Source organism: Amycolatopsis sp. NPDC003865 (assembly GCF_053605345.1).
On record NZ_JBSGJA010000001.1, the window covers coordinates 914,738 to 927,643 of the forward strand.

Below are 12,906 nucleotides of genomic sequence, written 5' to 3' on the forward strand. Positions count from 1 at the left end.
GTGAGCGACTGGAAAACCGACGACGAGGTGCGCACTGCCGCCGACCAGGCTGCCCACCGGCTCATCGATCTCTTTGATGACGAACAGCCCAACGGCAAGTGGCTCGGCTCACCGGAGACCTACCCCAGCGGGGGTGGTGCCGTCCTCCTGCGGGGCCTGCTCGATGACGCCGGCAAGGTCATCAGCCTCGATCCGCAGAAGATCATCGACGAGTTCGAGCGGATGAAGAAGGTCGGCCGCGCTCTGGACCAGGAGACCTCGACCGACATCATCGACGCTTTCCGCACGATCGACTACTCGGTCCAGGACTGGGAGGGCGGCGGAGCCGACGCCTTCCGGCACCAGATCTCGATGATCCAGGCCTTCCTCGGCCAGCAAGCCAGCTACCTCGTCAAAACCGTCGAGTCGCTCGCGATCCTGCTGGCCGCGTCGGTGCAAGCACGGCGGGACTACATCGCCGCCGCCGACGCCACCAGCGCCGCTGTCGCGAAGGCGCTGCAACAGCACGCCGACGCCGACACGAAGATCGCGATCTCCGTCGGCGCGAGCGTCGTCTCGGCCGTTCTGGGCGTCGCCACCGGTGGCGCCTGGTTCACCGCCAGCGCCGGCGTGGTCATCGGCGCGTCCTCCGCAGGACTGCAGCTGGCCGTCGACGGCGACAAGTTCGCCGAGGTCGCCTCCGGCTACAAAACCGCCAAAGACCAGGTCCTGACCACCTACCAAGACGTCATCCAGACGGCGCTGAGCAGGGTACAGGAATCCGAACGAGATCTGCTCGGCGAGAAGAACGAGCTGTTCGCCCCGATGCCGCCGAGCATCACCGTGGCGTCGCCGAGCTTCCACTACGGAGACTTTTCCTCCGGCGACCGACCGGTTGTGGGGTTCGACTCCAAAGTGGACCAGGAGCACCGGAAGCTGATCGACCAGCACGGCCCCGCGGGTCTCACCGCCCCGGCCACTCCGATTCAGAGGCGCCTCGATGGCTGACACGATCCGCCGCCGAGCCGCATTGTGCGCCGTCGCGATCTCCGTGACCGCCACCTCCTGCACCGGGCCCAGCACGTCACCGACGACGACTACGCCGTCGGCGACCGCGCCTCCGGTCACAGCCACCCCGCTGGACGTTGCTGCCCACCTGGCGGAGCCATGCTCGGGAGTGCCCACCGACCTCACTACGCAGCTCGGCCTCCCCCAGCGCAAAGACGCCCACGACACCGTCCTCGTCGGCGCAGGCGACCAGTCGGAATGCCAGCTATCGAGTGGACCACCGCTTACGGCCGCAGCCGAAGTCCGCTTCTACGCCAAGGCGCGCCCGCTACCCCTCGTCACCGGCCCTGGCAGTCAAGTCAAACCCACGACCGTGGCCGGCTACCCGGCCGGAGAATGGGTGCTCAGCAAAGGAGAGGACGGCAGTTTCACGTCCTGCCAGGTGATCGTCGACGTCGCGCCCAGCCAAGGTCTGGCGACGCTGTACAACGGCCCGAGCGGCGAACCGGTCACCGCTTCCTGCGCCAAAGCGACGCAGCTCGTCGAGGGAGTGCTCGCGGCTTTGCGCCGCTGACGGCGTCATAGGCCCGCAAAAGTCTTGTTCAGCGTCGAGACGAATTCCCTTGCGCCCGCCGGGATCAAGACCACGTTGTCTTCGGAGTCAGAGTAAACGAGTACTCGGCCTGGCTCCTCGAGATCGATCGCGGTGATCGGCATGCTTCGGTGCCGTTCGCCGGCGGAGTCACGACGGGCGACGTAAATCTGGTGGACTGCGCGCCGCGGCCGCTGCATCACCTCGTCGAGGTAGCCGGCTGCCTTGTCGCTCGGGTGCCCCGGCAACGCGCCACCACCGTTCCGCGCGGACTTCGTCACGACTGTCGGCAGGACCTTCGCAGCGGGCACATCGGGCAACGTGTCCAGCAGCGCGGTCGCCAGCCACTTGTCCCGTACCGGCCCGAGCGAAACGACGTTGTCGTCGATGACCGCCCGGACGGCGTCACCATTCCGCGCCGCCAGGAGAACCGCGCAGGAGCGCCCGTCTGCGAAGTTGCTGAACGCGTAGTACTCACGACCCGCACCAGCGAGCACAGCCGCCGTCGACCTCCACAGCCCATTCAGCCGATTGTTACGGGCCAAGCCGAGATCGGTCAACGCTGCCATCGCCCGGATTTCGAGTTCACGGCGACCGTCCGCGGTGACCCAGTTGTGCAGGCTGGTACCGAACGCGGGCGGCAGCTCACTCGTCTCGACCATGCTCCACGCGGTCAAGAAGGCGAGCTTGGGCAGGACGATGGGTCGGTCGATGACGGCCACGACACACACTCCGTGATGTAGGACGACAGGCGGGGAAGGCCAATGCCGGTACACCCGAAGTGCGTCAGGTGCCGATAGTCGGCGGGACCGGCACGAAACCGGTGCGCGGATCGACAAGCCCGTCCTCGACGTCGGCGAACACGCTGTCGTCGTCCCAGACGTACTTGCGCTGGTGTTCCTCGTCTTCCTCAGCCGGACGTGCTGGGCCCGCAGGGCCGACGCCGGCAGTTCCAATCCCCGCCCGTCCGACGCCTCGACCGGCGCTGGTGATCCGCCCGCCGGCACTCGGCGACCTGCGAGGCGGTGCGCTGCCCACCTCGCCTGTGCCGGCCCGCGGCGACGCCGCATTCGGTGCCGAGGAGAGCGGCGAGTACGAGAACCCAGCGAGCTTCCGGCCATCCGAGTCGGAAAGCGGACTGCCGACGGCCTGTTCCAGCTGCGACATCGACGGCAGACCGCTGAGCGTCCGCCCATCCCGCACCCCGACCGTGCTGGTCACGCCTGCGGGCTCGGAAGGGTCAGGTTGCACCCCGGGCCCCGACGTGCCGGCAGGTACGTGGGCATCGCTTCCACGGCGATCTTCGGTATTTCCCGGACTGACATCGAGACGCAGTTGTCGGTCCGACGAGGTGGTATCGCCGCCGTTCCGCCGTTGCTCGATTGGGCGTTCGTCGTGAGCCGCGGTCACGCGGTGCGTGTCGGCCGGTGTCGTGTCCTCCGGCACGGCGGACGTCGCAGGGTTGAGCTGGCCGTAATCGCCGGACAAGCCTTGCCCTTGCCCGTCCAGGTGTGCGACGTAGGCATTGTAGATCTCGAGGTTCTTCTGCGCCTTCGCGTTGTAGGCCGCGATGGCGTCCTCGGTGTCGGTGTCCCAGGGAGTCGCGACGTCGAAGAACGACTTGTCCGGGCGGTCGCCCATGGGTTCCATCGAGCGTTTCGCCAGCTCGAAGCCGTACGCGGCGTCGGTGACGTTGCTGCCATTCGAACCCAGCGTCTTCGCCGCGCGCTCGACCAGATCGCTGAACGCCTTGGTGCGTTGCTTCGCACTTTCTGCGCCCTTGCCGGTCCACGTCGGCTCGAGGTTGTTCAGCATCGTGGTCAGTTCCGCGGCTATCTGGTGGTGTGCCGCGGCGGCGTCGCCGGACCCGATGCCGCTCGTGGTCCAGCTGGAGCTGTTGCCGGCCATGACGTGGCTGACGACAGCGGGAACCGGCATCGCCTGGACGCCGACGTTGCCGGCGAAGAGGTCGCCGGCCCATCGGACGGCATCCTGCACGGTGTGCACGAGCGCGGAGCCTGCTTCCTCGGCGTCGCGGAGGGCGTGATGCGCGGCCGTCCCCAGTTGATCGAAGGGAAACATCAGGAACCTGCCTTCGCTCTCAGCGTCGTGACTGTCATGTCAGCGATCTGAGGGATCAGGCTGCATGCGTCTTCGGTGTCGCGCTTGCTCGCGCCCAAGGTCAGGCTCACGTCGATCGAGATGCTGTCGGCGAGACCGATGCTCGCCTGGCAGAACCCGACGGGTATTTCGCCGCCTTTGGTTCCTGCGTGCGCGACCGCTGGGAAGCCTTGGATGTCCGGGAGGACGCGCCACACGGCCGATTGGGGTTGCGTGTTGGCGTAGACCCCGCTGAGTCCGACGTGGGTGTTGACGGTGTAGGAGACGCCGACGGCGCCTCCGGTTCCGTGATTGGACCACGCACATGCCGGACCGGTCTGAGCCAGATCTTCGCGTTTTCCAGCGACGCTGACGCCGACGGCCGCGACAACTTGCTCCGGGGTGAGAGCGTCTGCGCACGGATCGCCGGAAAGCACTGACACCGGCAAAGGATCACTGACTCTGGGCGCACCGGCAAAGGGCAGGCCGGGAGCCGAGGCGTTCTGGCCGGCCGGCGCCGGAAGGGCGTTCCCTGCGACTTGGGTGCTGTCCGGTACTGAACAACTACTCGCCAGACCGACGACGCCGAACGCGACGACAACGTAGTGCCAGCGATTCATCCCGCCACCCCCCCGTTGGGCGAACCGAGTTCACGAGCGGCCTCGCCGTCGCGATCACCGATCTGGCGCAGGGCAACCTGGATCTTCGCGATCAGCTCATGTAGATACTTGGCCTCGGCGTTGACGTGGTCGCCGGCCGCGTCGAAGACACCGTGCCCGCTCGCCAGTCGAGCGTTGTAGGCGATGCTGGCCGGGTCGTGTGCTGCGGGGCTGACCTGCTTCAGGATCTGAGTCTGCCGCTGGAGCTGCTGAAGCTGGTCGAGCGCATTGAATGCCTGCGCAAGAATCGTCTTCGCCTCACCCCACGACAAGCTGAAACCCGCTCCCGACGTCGTTGCGCCGGTACTGTCCTGGACTTGTACGTCGACACCCGCCAGCCACGGATCGACATCTGTGTGTGGTTGTGCCACGGCCGCGTGAACCCCTCCTGCTCAGCGCTGCGTGTCCTTCGATCCCCCGCTCCCGACAGCTGGGTGATCGGCCGGGCTGACCTGCCGAGCCGATCAGAAATGACCAGCACGGCGGATCAGCCGCACTAGTCACCGTAACTGATCAATTACAAGCTGTGTACGTGAACCAGGCGATTTCCCGATTGCAAGATGCTTTCGTGATCACCGAGAAGAGGGGTGGACACAATCCGGAGGGATAGATGTCCCAGGTCAACGGCACATTCCCCGACTGTTGACGAACTGCTCATAGAGACTGGACAAAAGGCTGACAGCTTCACCAAGCCGGCGGCGAAGAACGCGCACTGTCAACAGAGCCGGACAGCACACGCAAATGCATGTGCATTTCTCCGACAGTTCAAGTTCTGGACGTGTGCTACGACCGCCCTTTCGCGATCGAGGCGGAATCTCCCTCACCGCCGAAGGAGGACGCTTCACCTCGGTACCTCGCTCGCCTGATCTCGACGTCGGGATAGACGAGCTTGTTGAGCACACCGGTCACCGACTCACGCCCCTCCACACTCATCACCATCTTCCCGAACTCCGGGTCCGTGCTGAACCGGATCCGCACGCCGACCACGGCCTGCGGCACCCATCCGCGCACCGGCCGGACACGCCCGAGCTGGTGCGCGAACCCGACGACGGCTTGCGGCGAGGGATCGAAGCCGACGGTCGGCAGGAGGTCGAACCGGACACGGGAGCGGAGGTGGTGGGAACGAAGGTGTCGGTGGAGGACGAAGACCGCGATCAGGATCGCGACTACGGCGGTGGTCACCCACCAGAACGCGCCGCTCGCGAGGACGTCGCCCAGACGGAGCGCCTCCGGCGCGCTGTTCTCCAGCATGGCCTGGCGGCCATGCGTGCTGGGGAACATGTCGGCATTAGGGGCCAGGCCTGGAAGTCTGTTCTGACCAGGGGAAGGGCGGTGTTGAACGGCAGATGCGAACGCGCCGCCAACGCGAGGGCGAACGATCGCTCTGCTCCAGCTCGTCGACGCCGCGACCGCACCATCTTGAGTACTTGCTCCTGTCATGGGACAAGACAGGTCGTGTTCGACGCGCTTCTATGCGCCAAGCGCCGTCGGCAAGTCGCTGCTGCTGCTTTACCGCTGGCTTTCGAAGATCTGCCGTTGGTCCTTGATATCACAAGTCGGCGGGAGCGGGTGGAAGACATAGTTGCCTTCGCTGTCCGGCTTTCTCTCCTTGATCTTGTCGGCACACCCGGCCGTGGCGACGACGGCCGTTATCACGTACTTTTTCGCCGGTCTCCTGGATCGCCGATTGGATGATCCAGCATGGCGAATTCGGTGTCGTTCGAGTTCGCCGCCGGCTGCGGCCCGACCTCGGGGTCGTAGACGAGATAGTAGTTCTGATCGTAGGGGTCGAAGTCGAACAACCAGACCGATTCTCCTTCCGTGAGACCACAAATCGTTCCGCTGACCTTGACGCCCTGGATTCCGTCGATCTCGATTCCCGTCGACGGCGTGGTGATGGCCACCCGCTTGACGCACGCAGGAGTCGGAACCGGCGTAGAACTCGGCGCCGTCGAAGAAGTCGGGGTGACCGGTTGGGACGCGGGCGACGGTGGCTTGTTGATGTTCGCTTGAACCAAGCCGAAGATGCCGGCGATCACAGCAGCCACGAGCGTGAAGATTCCCGGTATCACGAGCTTCTTCATCCCAGTTCCTCTCGAAGTCACCGCGTCCGTAGCTCCCCGAGGAGCCTGGCTGAGGAGTCGCTGGGGCTGTCTGTTCAGTTACAGCCTGAGTTGAGGACTTCCGAGGAACCCGGCCTCGGTGGCTCTAATGCTGAGTCCAGCACGCATCCAGAGTGCCGACGCCGGGATTAGCTGCATCTTTCATTGCGCAGGCCGGCTGGCCCCGAACGCCTTCCCGATGTTGTCGACTTGAACAGGCTTGCCGAAGTCCGGGGCATTGATCATCGACCCGTTGGAAAGGACGAGTCCGACGTGGGTGATGTGGCTCGGGCTACTTCCGAAGAAGACGAGATCTCCAGGTTGGACATCGTTAGGCGCGATCTGCGGTCCCGCGAGGTACTGGCCCTCCGCCGTCCGCGGCAGGTCGATCCCCGCCGAGGCGTACGCCGCCTTGGTCAACCCTGAGCAGTCGAAGCCTCGGTCACCGTTGGCCGGGCCGTTACCGCCCCAGACGTAGGGGAGGCCGAGTTGGCTGCACGCGAAGGTGATCGCGAGCTGAGCCTCGTGGTTCGGCGCCTGCACGGCTCCGCAGTTGTAACGCTCGGACTGGGTAAGGACCTTCTGGACGTACGACTCGGCGTGGTTGTAGGCGAAGATCGCAGCGTGGAGATCGCGGCCGTCGCGGGCGCCGGAGTCGCACAGGTAGGCCGCGGCGGCGTAGATCGCGTCGTGCGGGTTGTACCGCGACGGCGGGTGCGCGCCGCCGGATGGGATCTGGTGGCGGGCGATGACGCTGTCGAACGTCGACTGCAGGAACTGCATCGGACCGCCGGCTTTCGCGCGGTTCTCTCCGCTGTGGACGCCGGGCAACGTGGAGCGGCCGTGGTCGGTTTCGATCTTGCCGATGGCGGCGAGGATCGACCAGTCGAGCCCGGGGCAGGTCTGGGCGGCTTGGCGGTAGAGGACGAGGTAGTCGGGCGGGATGTCGGCCACCGCGCCGTCGCTCGGCGCAGCTGCCGAGCTCGTGTCGCCGGTGCCGGAGAGCGTGGTTAACAGGACGACGACGATCAGCACGCAGATGGCGGGTGGCCCGCAGAGCAGCAGCACGGCGAGGCATCCCCAGCGGCCGGGATGCTCACGGACCTGTTCTCGCACAAACTCGGCAGCACGCAGGACGAGTAGCGGGTTCATCGTCGGCCGGCGGAGTCGCCGAGCCGGTCACGCAGTCGCTGCGCCCAGGTCACGGACGGCGGCAGCATTGCAGGCGGCAGAGTTGTTTCCACTGGCTGCGTCGTTGGCTTCGAGAGGAATCCGCGGTCGTGGGCTGCGGCGGCGAGGTCTGCGCCGGCGAACTCCGGTTTCCGGCCGGCGGCCGGCGGCGTCGCCCCAGCGAGTTCGGTGGCGAGGTAGGTCGACGGTCCTTGCTTCTGCCGGTCCGTGCGCTCACCGAGAGCGGTGAGCACCGTCGAGGCAGCGTGCCAGGCCGGTACGGCGCCTGTCGCCGTGCCGAGGTTGCCGGCGTAGGCGACCGAGTAGGTCTTCGCGGCGTCAGCACGGCGAGCCAGCGCGACTTTGGCGACGCCGGCCTTCGCGGTGAGCGCCGTCTGCGCGCGTTGAGCGGCGTGCGGCCAGGAGACCGGCGCCCCGACGGTGTACTTGAGCACCTTCCCGCCGGCCTGACCACCGGCGCGGCCCGCGGTGACCAGGCGCTCCTTCAGCCGTCCGACCGGGGCGAAGGTCTCCGCAAACGCTGACGTCCCGGCCTTGACCGTCCGGGCCAGCCGATCCGGGCCGGCCGGAACGACCGGCGTCGGCAATGCTTTCGGAGCACGCCGAGGCCGGCCTAAACGCTGCAACCGGGAGCTGACCTGGCCGCGGACACGCTGGAGGTTCGCGGCGAGTCGTTTGCGGAAGACGAAGCCGGAGAAGACGACGAGGTCGATCACGGCGAACCGGACGAGCTGCGGACCGAGGTCGGCCAGCATGAGGGTGCGCAGCAGCACGGTCATGACGGCGAGGAACGCCATGCCGGCCAGGAGCTTGGCGATGGTGGCGGCGATGCAGCTGACCCGGTAGGCGAGCTGGTGCTGCATCGAGGGCACCAGCGCAGCAACCAACGCGAGTGCGAGCAGAAGTCCTTCGAACAGCAGCAGGTACGGGGCGAGAACCTGGACGGTATTCAGGCAAACCACCAGAATCGCGAACAGGAGCATCGCGATCGCGTACAGCCAGGCGCCGAGGGCGCGGTCGCCGTCGGCGACCTCGTTGTACTTCCCGTAGTCCCCGGGGCAGCCGTCGAGCTCACGAGCCTTCGTGCTGTCGTCCTTGCCGGACCACGGCCCATCGTCGAGGACCTTCTTGACCGAGTACTGGCACGCGCCGGAGATGCCCTTGACGCGGCTGATCGGCGTGCCGTAGTTGAGCGTCTCCCAGGGCGTGACCAGCAGGTTGTCGATGAACGCCTGGCCGATCGGCGCGGCCGGGTTTCCGGTGCCGCCGGGCTCCTGGCCCATGATGACGCTCGAGACGTCGGCGCCGAGGTCGCGGGAGAGGGACAGCACGCCGTCGTCGCCGATGAGGAAGTCGACGGGGTGGGTGAGGATCGCGATGGCGAGGACGTTGACCGCGATGGTGGAAGCCGTCTCCCGCCACGCTCGGGTGGTCAGGCCGCGGGCGAACAGCAGCCCGAGGTAGCAGGTCGCGATGAGCAGCGCGATCTCGCGCAGCTTCAGCGCGCCGATGACCGAGGTCTGCCAGATGCCTTCGAGGTCGCGGGCCGGCGCCTTGATCCAGTCGAAGACCTGGGTGGAGGCGGCCCATTCGGTGAACCAGACCGAGAACCCGACCGCGTACTTGCCTGCGGCGAAGCCGATGTTGCCCAGCCACAGCCAGATCGCCGGCATCGGATTGTCCAGCAGCGAAGGCAGATTGGCGAAGAGGTCGTAGTTGTGCAGGTCGCGGCCATAGCCGTCGTCGATGCTGAAGATCCCGCCGAGGTGAACGTGATGCCCGGGGTCGTCCTGCAACGGCAGTGGCGGCACGTCCGGGTCCGGCTTCGGTGGTGCCGGCTGGTTGCCGGGCACCCAGAGGCACGTCGGATACGGTTCGCACGGATTCGTAGACGTTTGCCCCTGGGCTCCTCCCGCTCCCAGCAAGGTGATCGCGGCAGCGATTGCCACAGCAAGTGCCAGCCTCATCGGCCCTCCCCGCGACGACATGTCCTTTCAGACAGGTCGTCGCGGGCGCGCTTCCATGCAGTCCGCGCAAGGCTCTGCGCTGGACGGCGGCGGGATATGATCTTGCTATGCGCGTGGGTCTGTGGTTGGGCATTGCGGCTGCGATCTCTGCCGTTGTCGCCTACTGGGCACTGACCGTGGACGTCAGCATCTCGACGTCAGGTACGACGCTTCCGTGCGGAGACGCGTTCTCCTGGTCCGACGATGTCCACCGCCTCCTCGGTGGCGGTGCACCGTCCAGTCAGGTGCTGGTGTCCGAGGAAGCGCATCAGCAGATCGAAGCGTGCCGCGATGCGCGAACTCGGCAAACGGTTGTCGGCAGTGTCGCCGGCGGGGCCGCCGCAATCTGTGCTGCCTTGGCGGTCCTTGACCAGCGTCGGCGCGGCCGCGCAGGGTCCTGACCACACAGTTTACCGTCGCGCTAGGCCAACACGGTGATCAACTAACCGTTGACGCCTACTCTGTGTTGCACTTTGACCGTCGGAGCTGAGCTAGCCGACTGATTCTCCGATCAGCACTGGTCGCCCGATCAAGTGTCACCCTATCGTGAGCCTCTGTGCGCGCCCGCCGATAACGGGCGCGCTCAGACTCGAGGGGACTCAGACACTCATGCGACGAAGAATAAAAACTCTGGCTGCACTCTGCCTGCTCGCCGTCACGCAAATCCTGATGAATGCCGCACCCGCGAATGCAGCGGGCCCCAGCATCTGCCAGCGGGAACCGCGGGACGCCGTCGCGCAAATGTGCGGCGACCAGGACGAATACATGTACGGGATGTTCGTGACGTTCACGTACCCGACTCCCTCATACGGCGGCCCACCACCTTTCGGTTCGGCCGATTTCTACAACGAAACCCAGATGTTCACCGACGAAGCGATGACGAAATCCTTCGGCTTCGGCTTGAACATGCACTACATCGGGACGCAGACCGACTTCCAGCCCTACTGGGTGGACTACACCGCCGGCTACTCGTACCAGAAGATCGGCAGCGCGAAGACGCAGTCCGACAGCCGACTGCACACCTTCATGGCCATGCCCCACTGCGACAACTGCACGACTTGGGACATCTACTACGACTTCGCCCTGGTCGGGACGACCGGTACACAGCCCGGGCCGTCCTCCCACCACCTCGTCACCGGCTGGTCGCTCGTCGACATGTCTGGACTTGTGGGGCTCAGCACGACCAGCAACCGGGTGATGTACCTCAACGGCAACTACCAGTTCCAGCGTTTCGCCCAGGCCAACACCTCGACGAGGGCACCGGCCGGCAACTGTGCTCCTGGCGCGGACCCGAACTACTGCTTCCGCTTCGACACCGCCGTCAGGACAACTCCGGGGTCCAGCTACCCCTACGTCACGTCGTGGGACGTCACCAAGCCGATCGTCCGGCCCGGAGCCGCGTCCGCGCGGACCGATGCAGCCGCTCAATCCACCGTCGATGCCGCTGAAGCCCACGAGCTCGAGCTGCGAGCTCAAGCCTTCGTCGACGCGAAGTACCGGGGGAAACGATGACGCGACGCCTCATGACCTGGAAACGAACTCGCCGGGCGCTTGCAGTCGCGGCTGCCGCCGTCGCGCTCAGCGGCACGCTGGCAGCGGCGCCAGCCGACGCCGCGACCGCCCCTTCCCGGGTCACTGCAGCCTTGGCCGACGACCTTCGCACCGACTGCGGCCGGCACCAAACCGAAGCAGCCCGTGTTCAGGGATGGGCCCGCAGCCGGTTCGAGCAGTGCTACCACTCCACCGAGAAGGTAAACCTGTACGACACCAACGGAAACTACTACGGCTACTTCGACTTCGAGCTCTGGATCCTCGCTTTCGCCTATGACGGCAGCCGGCGCGTCGACTACGTCACCAGCGTCGAGAACGTACACCAGAGCACATCCCTCTCCGACGACCTCACCTTCCTGACCATCCGCTTCGACTGCCGATCCTCCGAGGTCAGCTGCAGCACAAATCTGTCCCGAACAGACACGATCCGGGGCTGGTACACCAAGTCCACGATGGACACGATCACGATCACGTCGCCAGACGACGTGGGCACCGGCCCCTACAAGATCGTCGACTTCATGGAGACCATCGGTTTTACCGGCGAGTACCGGAACGGGAACACCGTCCCGTTCTACAAGGACACGCAGGCGATCAACCGTGTTCGATTCGACAGCGCGAACGCCGCCCTCGGCAACGGGAAGTTCAAGGGAACCGTCTTCACCGACAACGCACCGAGGCTCGAATTGCACCTCAGCGGAGCCGGGTACGACGAGGAAGCGCGTCACGTCGACGACACGCTCCATCATCCCGAACGCACCTTCCCCGCCTTGATCGGCAAGAACGCACCCGGCGAAACAACCGACGACCCATTGCACCGGCTCATGGACAAAGACCGAGCCGACTCCAACCACACGGCGTCAGTGGCGATATGCACCGACATCTGGGGCCCGAACTACACGGCCGGCGACATGGAATGCGACGAGTACCCCTTCAAGTCGACTTACGAAGGCTCGAGCGTGTCCACCGACGGCCACCCAGGCAGCTGGCACGGTTCAGCCCGCCCCATCCCCGCCGCGGACAACGGCAAGGGTGGGACGGAGCTCGGCAAGTTCTACGGCGCGAACCGCGTCCTCGATCATGACCCGTTCACCGTGACCGTGGTGCCATAGCCACAGCTCAGGAGTGGGACGGCACCGCGCGGGTGCCGTCCCACCACGGGCACGACACAATCGGCTGCATGCCACACGACGACGAGGTTGCCCCCCTTGCGACGTATCAGCTGGTCATGGTGCCTTCGTACCGCTTGATCACTCTGCGCGACCAAGATTGCGACGCGGCCCCGGACTCCGCCAGCACGATCGACGACGCACGTCGAGCGGTCGCCGCGTCGGATGGCTACGAGCTCTTCATCGACTGCGCACAGGACATCCTGTCCGTCACCGTGTCCGTCGACGTCCGGAATGAATCACCCGAGCTATCTCGTGCGATCGACCGCAGTCCCGTACTCGACCTCCAATGCCCGAGCGGGGAACTCGCGCTCGGCTCACCGACCGGCGACGCGATCGGCATCGAAGTCGAGCCAGGCGCCTACTCTGTGATCGTCGAGCACGAAGGCCGCCAAGCGGCCGCCGAGCGCCGCCAGCAGATCCTCGACGAGCGGGCCCGATCGAGCACCGACGTCCACACAGCAGCCAACGAATCCGCCGGGCCGGAGCACTACGTGATCTCGATGTGGCGAACGGGCCCGGTCAGCGACGACGACTAGCGCGATTCGTCGA

General features: G+C 65.9%; 14 protein-coding genes. 6 read left to right on the forward strand and 8 right to left on the reverse strand.

The genetic code is table 11. The features are described from left to right. Together ACWEVP_RS04000 and ACWEVP_RS04005 are read left to right on the forward strand one after the other, a co-directional pair. Positions 1-987 (forward strand): hypothetical protein, encoded by a 987-nt coding sequence (locus tag ACWEVP_RS04000; RefSeq protein WP_452061140.1) that lies wholly within the window; start codon positions 1-3, stop codon positions 985-987. Next, positions 980-1,561, forward strand: a complete 582-nt coding sequence (locus ACWEVP_RS04005) for a DUF3558 family protein (protein WP_452061141.1) — start codon at positions 980-982, stop codon at positions 1,559-1,561. The genes ACWEVP_RS04000 and ACWEVP_RS04005 overlap by 8 nt, the downstream gene beginning before the upstream one ends. 5 nt (positions 1,562-1,566) lie before the next feature. Here the strand turns inward: ACWEVP_RS04005 and ACWEVP_RS04010 are convergent, their stop codons facing one another. The 8 genes from ACWEVP_RS04010 to ACWEVP_RS04045 form a co-directional block, all read right to left on the reverse strand. Beyond that, positions 1,567-2,301, reverse strand: coding sequence for an ESX secretion-associated protein EspG (locus tag ACWEVP_RS04010; protein ID WP_452061142.1), 735 nt, complete (start codon positions 2,299-2,301; stop codon positions 1,567-1,569). Positions 2,302-2,365: 64 nt separating this feature from the next. Continuing rightward, positions 2,366-3,661: a hypothetical protein gene (locus ACWEVP_RS04015; RefSeq protein ID WP_452061143.1), complete on the reverse strand. Its 1,296-nt coding sequence runs from the start codon at positions 3,659-3,661 to the stop codon at positions 2,366-2,368. Continuing rightward, positions 3,661-4,299 (reverse strand): DUF3558 family protein, encoded by a 639-nt coding sequence (locus tag ACWEVP_RS04020; RefSeq protein ID WP_452061144.1) that lies wholly within the window; start codon positions 4,297-4,299, stop codon positions 3,661-3,663. Before ACWEVP_RS04020 ends, ACWEVP_RS04015 begins: the two co-directional genes overlap by 1 nt. Next, positions 4,296-4,709: a hypothetical protein gene (locus ACWEVP_RS04025; protein ID WP_452061145.1), complete on the reverse strand. Its 414-nt coding sequence runs from the start codon at positions 4,707-4,709 to the stop codon at positions 4,296-4,298. Before ACWEVP_RS04025 ends, ACWEVP_RS04020 begins: the two co-directional genes overlap by 4 nt. Before the next feature lie 412 nt (positions 4,710-5,121). Further along, positions 5,122-5,619: a hypothetical protein gene (locus tag ACWEVP_RS04030; RefSeq protein ID WP_452061146.1), complete on the reverse strand. Its 498-nt coding sequence runs from the start codon at positions 5,617-5,619 to the stop codon at positions 5,122-5,124. 371 nt (positions 5,620-5,990) lie between these two features. Further along, positions 5,991-6,422, reverse strand: a complete 432-nt coding sequence (locus ACWEVP_RS04035) for a hypothetical protein (RefSeq protein ID WP_452061147.1) — start codon at positions 6,420-6,422, stop codon at positions 5,991-5,993. Positions 6,423-6,602: 180 nt separating this feature from the next. Beyond that, positions 6,603-7,592, reverse strand: coding sequence for a C40 family peptidase (locus ACWEVP_RS04040; RefSeq protein ID WP_452061148.1), 990 nt, complete (start codon positions 7,590-7,592; stop codon positions 6,603-6,605). After that, positions 7,589-9,484, reverse strand: a complete 1,896-nt coding sequence (locus ACWEVP_RS04045; protein WP_452061149.1) for a hypothetical protein — start codon at positions 9,482-9,484, stop codon at positions 7,589-7,591. The genes ACWEVP_RS04040 and ACWEVP_RS04045 overlap by 4 nt, the downstream gene beginning before the upstream one ends. Before the next feature lie 221 nt (positions 9,485-9,705). Here ACWEVP_RS04045 and ACWEVP_RS04050 point away from each other — a divergent pair, with 221 nt between their 5' ends. The 4 genes from ACWEVP_RS04050 (at position 9,706) to ACWEVP_RS04065 (ending at position 12,893) form a co-directional block, all read left to right on the forward strand. After that, positions 9,706-10,038, forward strand: coding sequence for a hypothetical protein (locus tag ACWEVP_RS04050; protein WP_452061150.1), 333 nt, complete (start codon positions 9,706-9,708; stop codon positions 10,036-10,038). Positions 10,039-10,246: 208 nt separating this feature from the next. Then, complete coding sequence (locus tag ACWEVP_RS04055) at positions 10,247-11,149, forward strand: hypothetical protein (protein WP_452061151.1); 903 nt, start codon at positions 10,247-10,249, stop codon at positions 11,147-11,149. A gap of 11 nt (positions 11,150-11,160) precedes the next feature. Further along, the gene (locus ACWEVP_RS04060) at positions 11,161-12,297 is read left to right on the forward strand and encodes a NucA/NucB deoxyribonuclease domain-containing protein (protein WP_452061152.1); all 1,137 of its coding nucleotides are present in this window, start codon (positions 11,161-11,163) and stop codon (positions 12,295-12,297) included. A gap of 68 nt (positions 12,298-12,365) precedes the next feature. Further along, on the forward strand, positions 12,366-12,893 hold the full coding sequence (locus ACWEVP_RS04065; RefSeq protein ID WP_452061153.1) for a hypothetical protein: 528 nt from the start codon (positions 12,366-12,368) through the stop codon (positions 12,891-12,893). Positions 12,894-12,906: the final 13 nt, after the last annotated feature.

What these genes read in the sequence shown, in the direction of transcription:
- ACWEVP_RS04060 (WP_452061152.1), top strand. Translation starts at nt 11,161, where the DNA reads ATGACCTGGAAACGAACTCGCCGGGCGCTTGCAGTCGCGGCTGCCGCC.
- ACWEVP_RS04040 (WP_452061148.1), bottom strand. Translation starts at nt 7,592, where the DNA reads ATGAACCCGCTACTCGTCCTGCGTGCTGCCGAGTTTGTGCGAGAACAG.
- ACWEVP_RS04055 (WP_452061151.1), top strand. Translation starts at nt 10,247, where the DNA reads ATGCGACGAAGAATAAAAACTCTGGCTGCACTCTGCCTGCTCGCCGTC.
- ACWEVP_RS04015 (WP_452061143.1), bottom strand. Translation starts at nt 3,661, where the DNA reads ATGTTTCCCTTCGATCAACTGGGGACGGCCGCGCATCACGCCCTCCGC.
- ACWEVP_RS04050 (WP_452061150.1), top strand. Translation starts at nt 9,706, where the DNA reads ATGCGCGTGGGTCTGTGGTTGGGCATTGCGGCTGCGATCTCTGCCGTT.
- ACWEVP_RS04005 (WP_452061141.1), top strand. Translation starts at nt 980, where the DNA reads ATGGCTGACACGATCCGCCGCCGAGCCGCATTGTGCGCCGTCGCGATC.
- ACWEVP_RS04030 (WP_452061146.1), bottom strand. Translation starts at nt 5,619, where the DNA reads ATGTTCCCCAGCACGCATGGCCGCCAGGCCATGCTGGAGAACAGCGCG.
- ACWEVP_RS04065 (WP_452061153.1), top strand. Translation starts at nt 12,366, where the DNA reads ATGCCACACGACGACGAGGTTGCCCCCCTTGCGACGTATCAGCTGGTC.
- ACWEVP_RS04020 (WP_452061144.1), bottom strand. Translation starts at nt 4,299, where the DNA reads ATGAATCGCTGGCACTACGTTGTCGTCGCGTTCGGCGTCGTCGGTCTG.
- ACWEVP_RS04035 (WP_452061147.1), bottom strand. Translation starts at nt 6,422, where the DNA reads ATGAAGAAGCTCGTGATACCGGGAATCTTCACGCTCGTGGCTGCTGTG.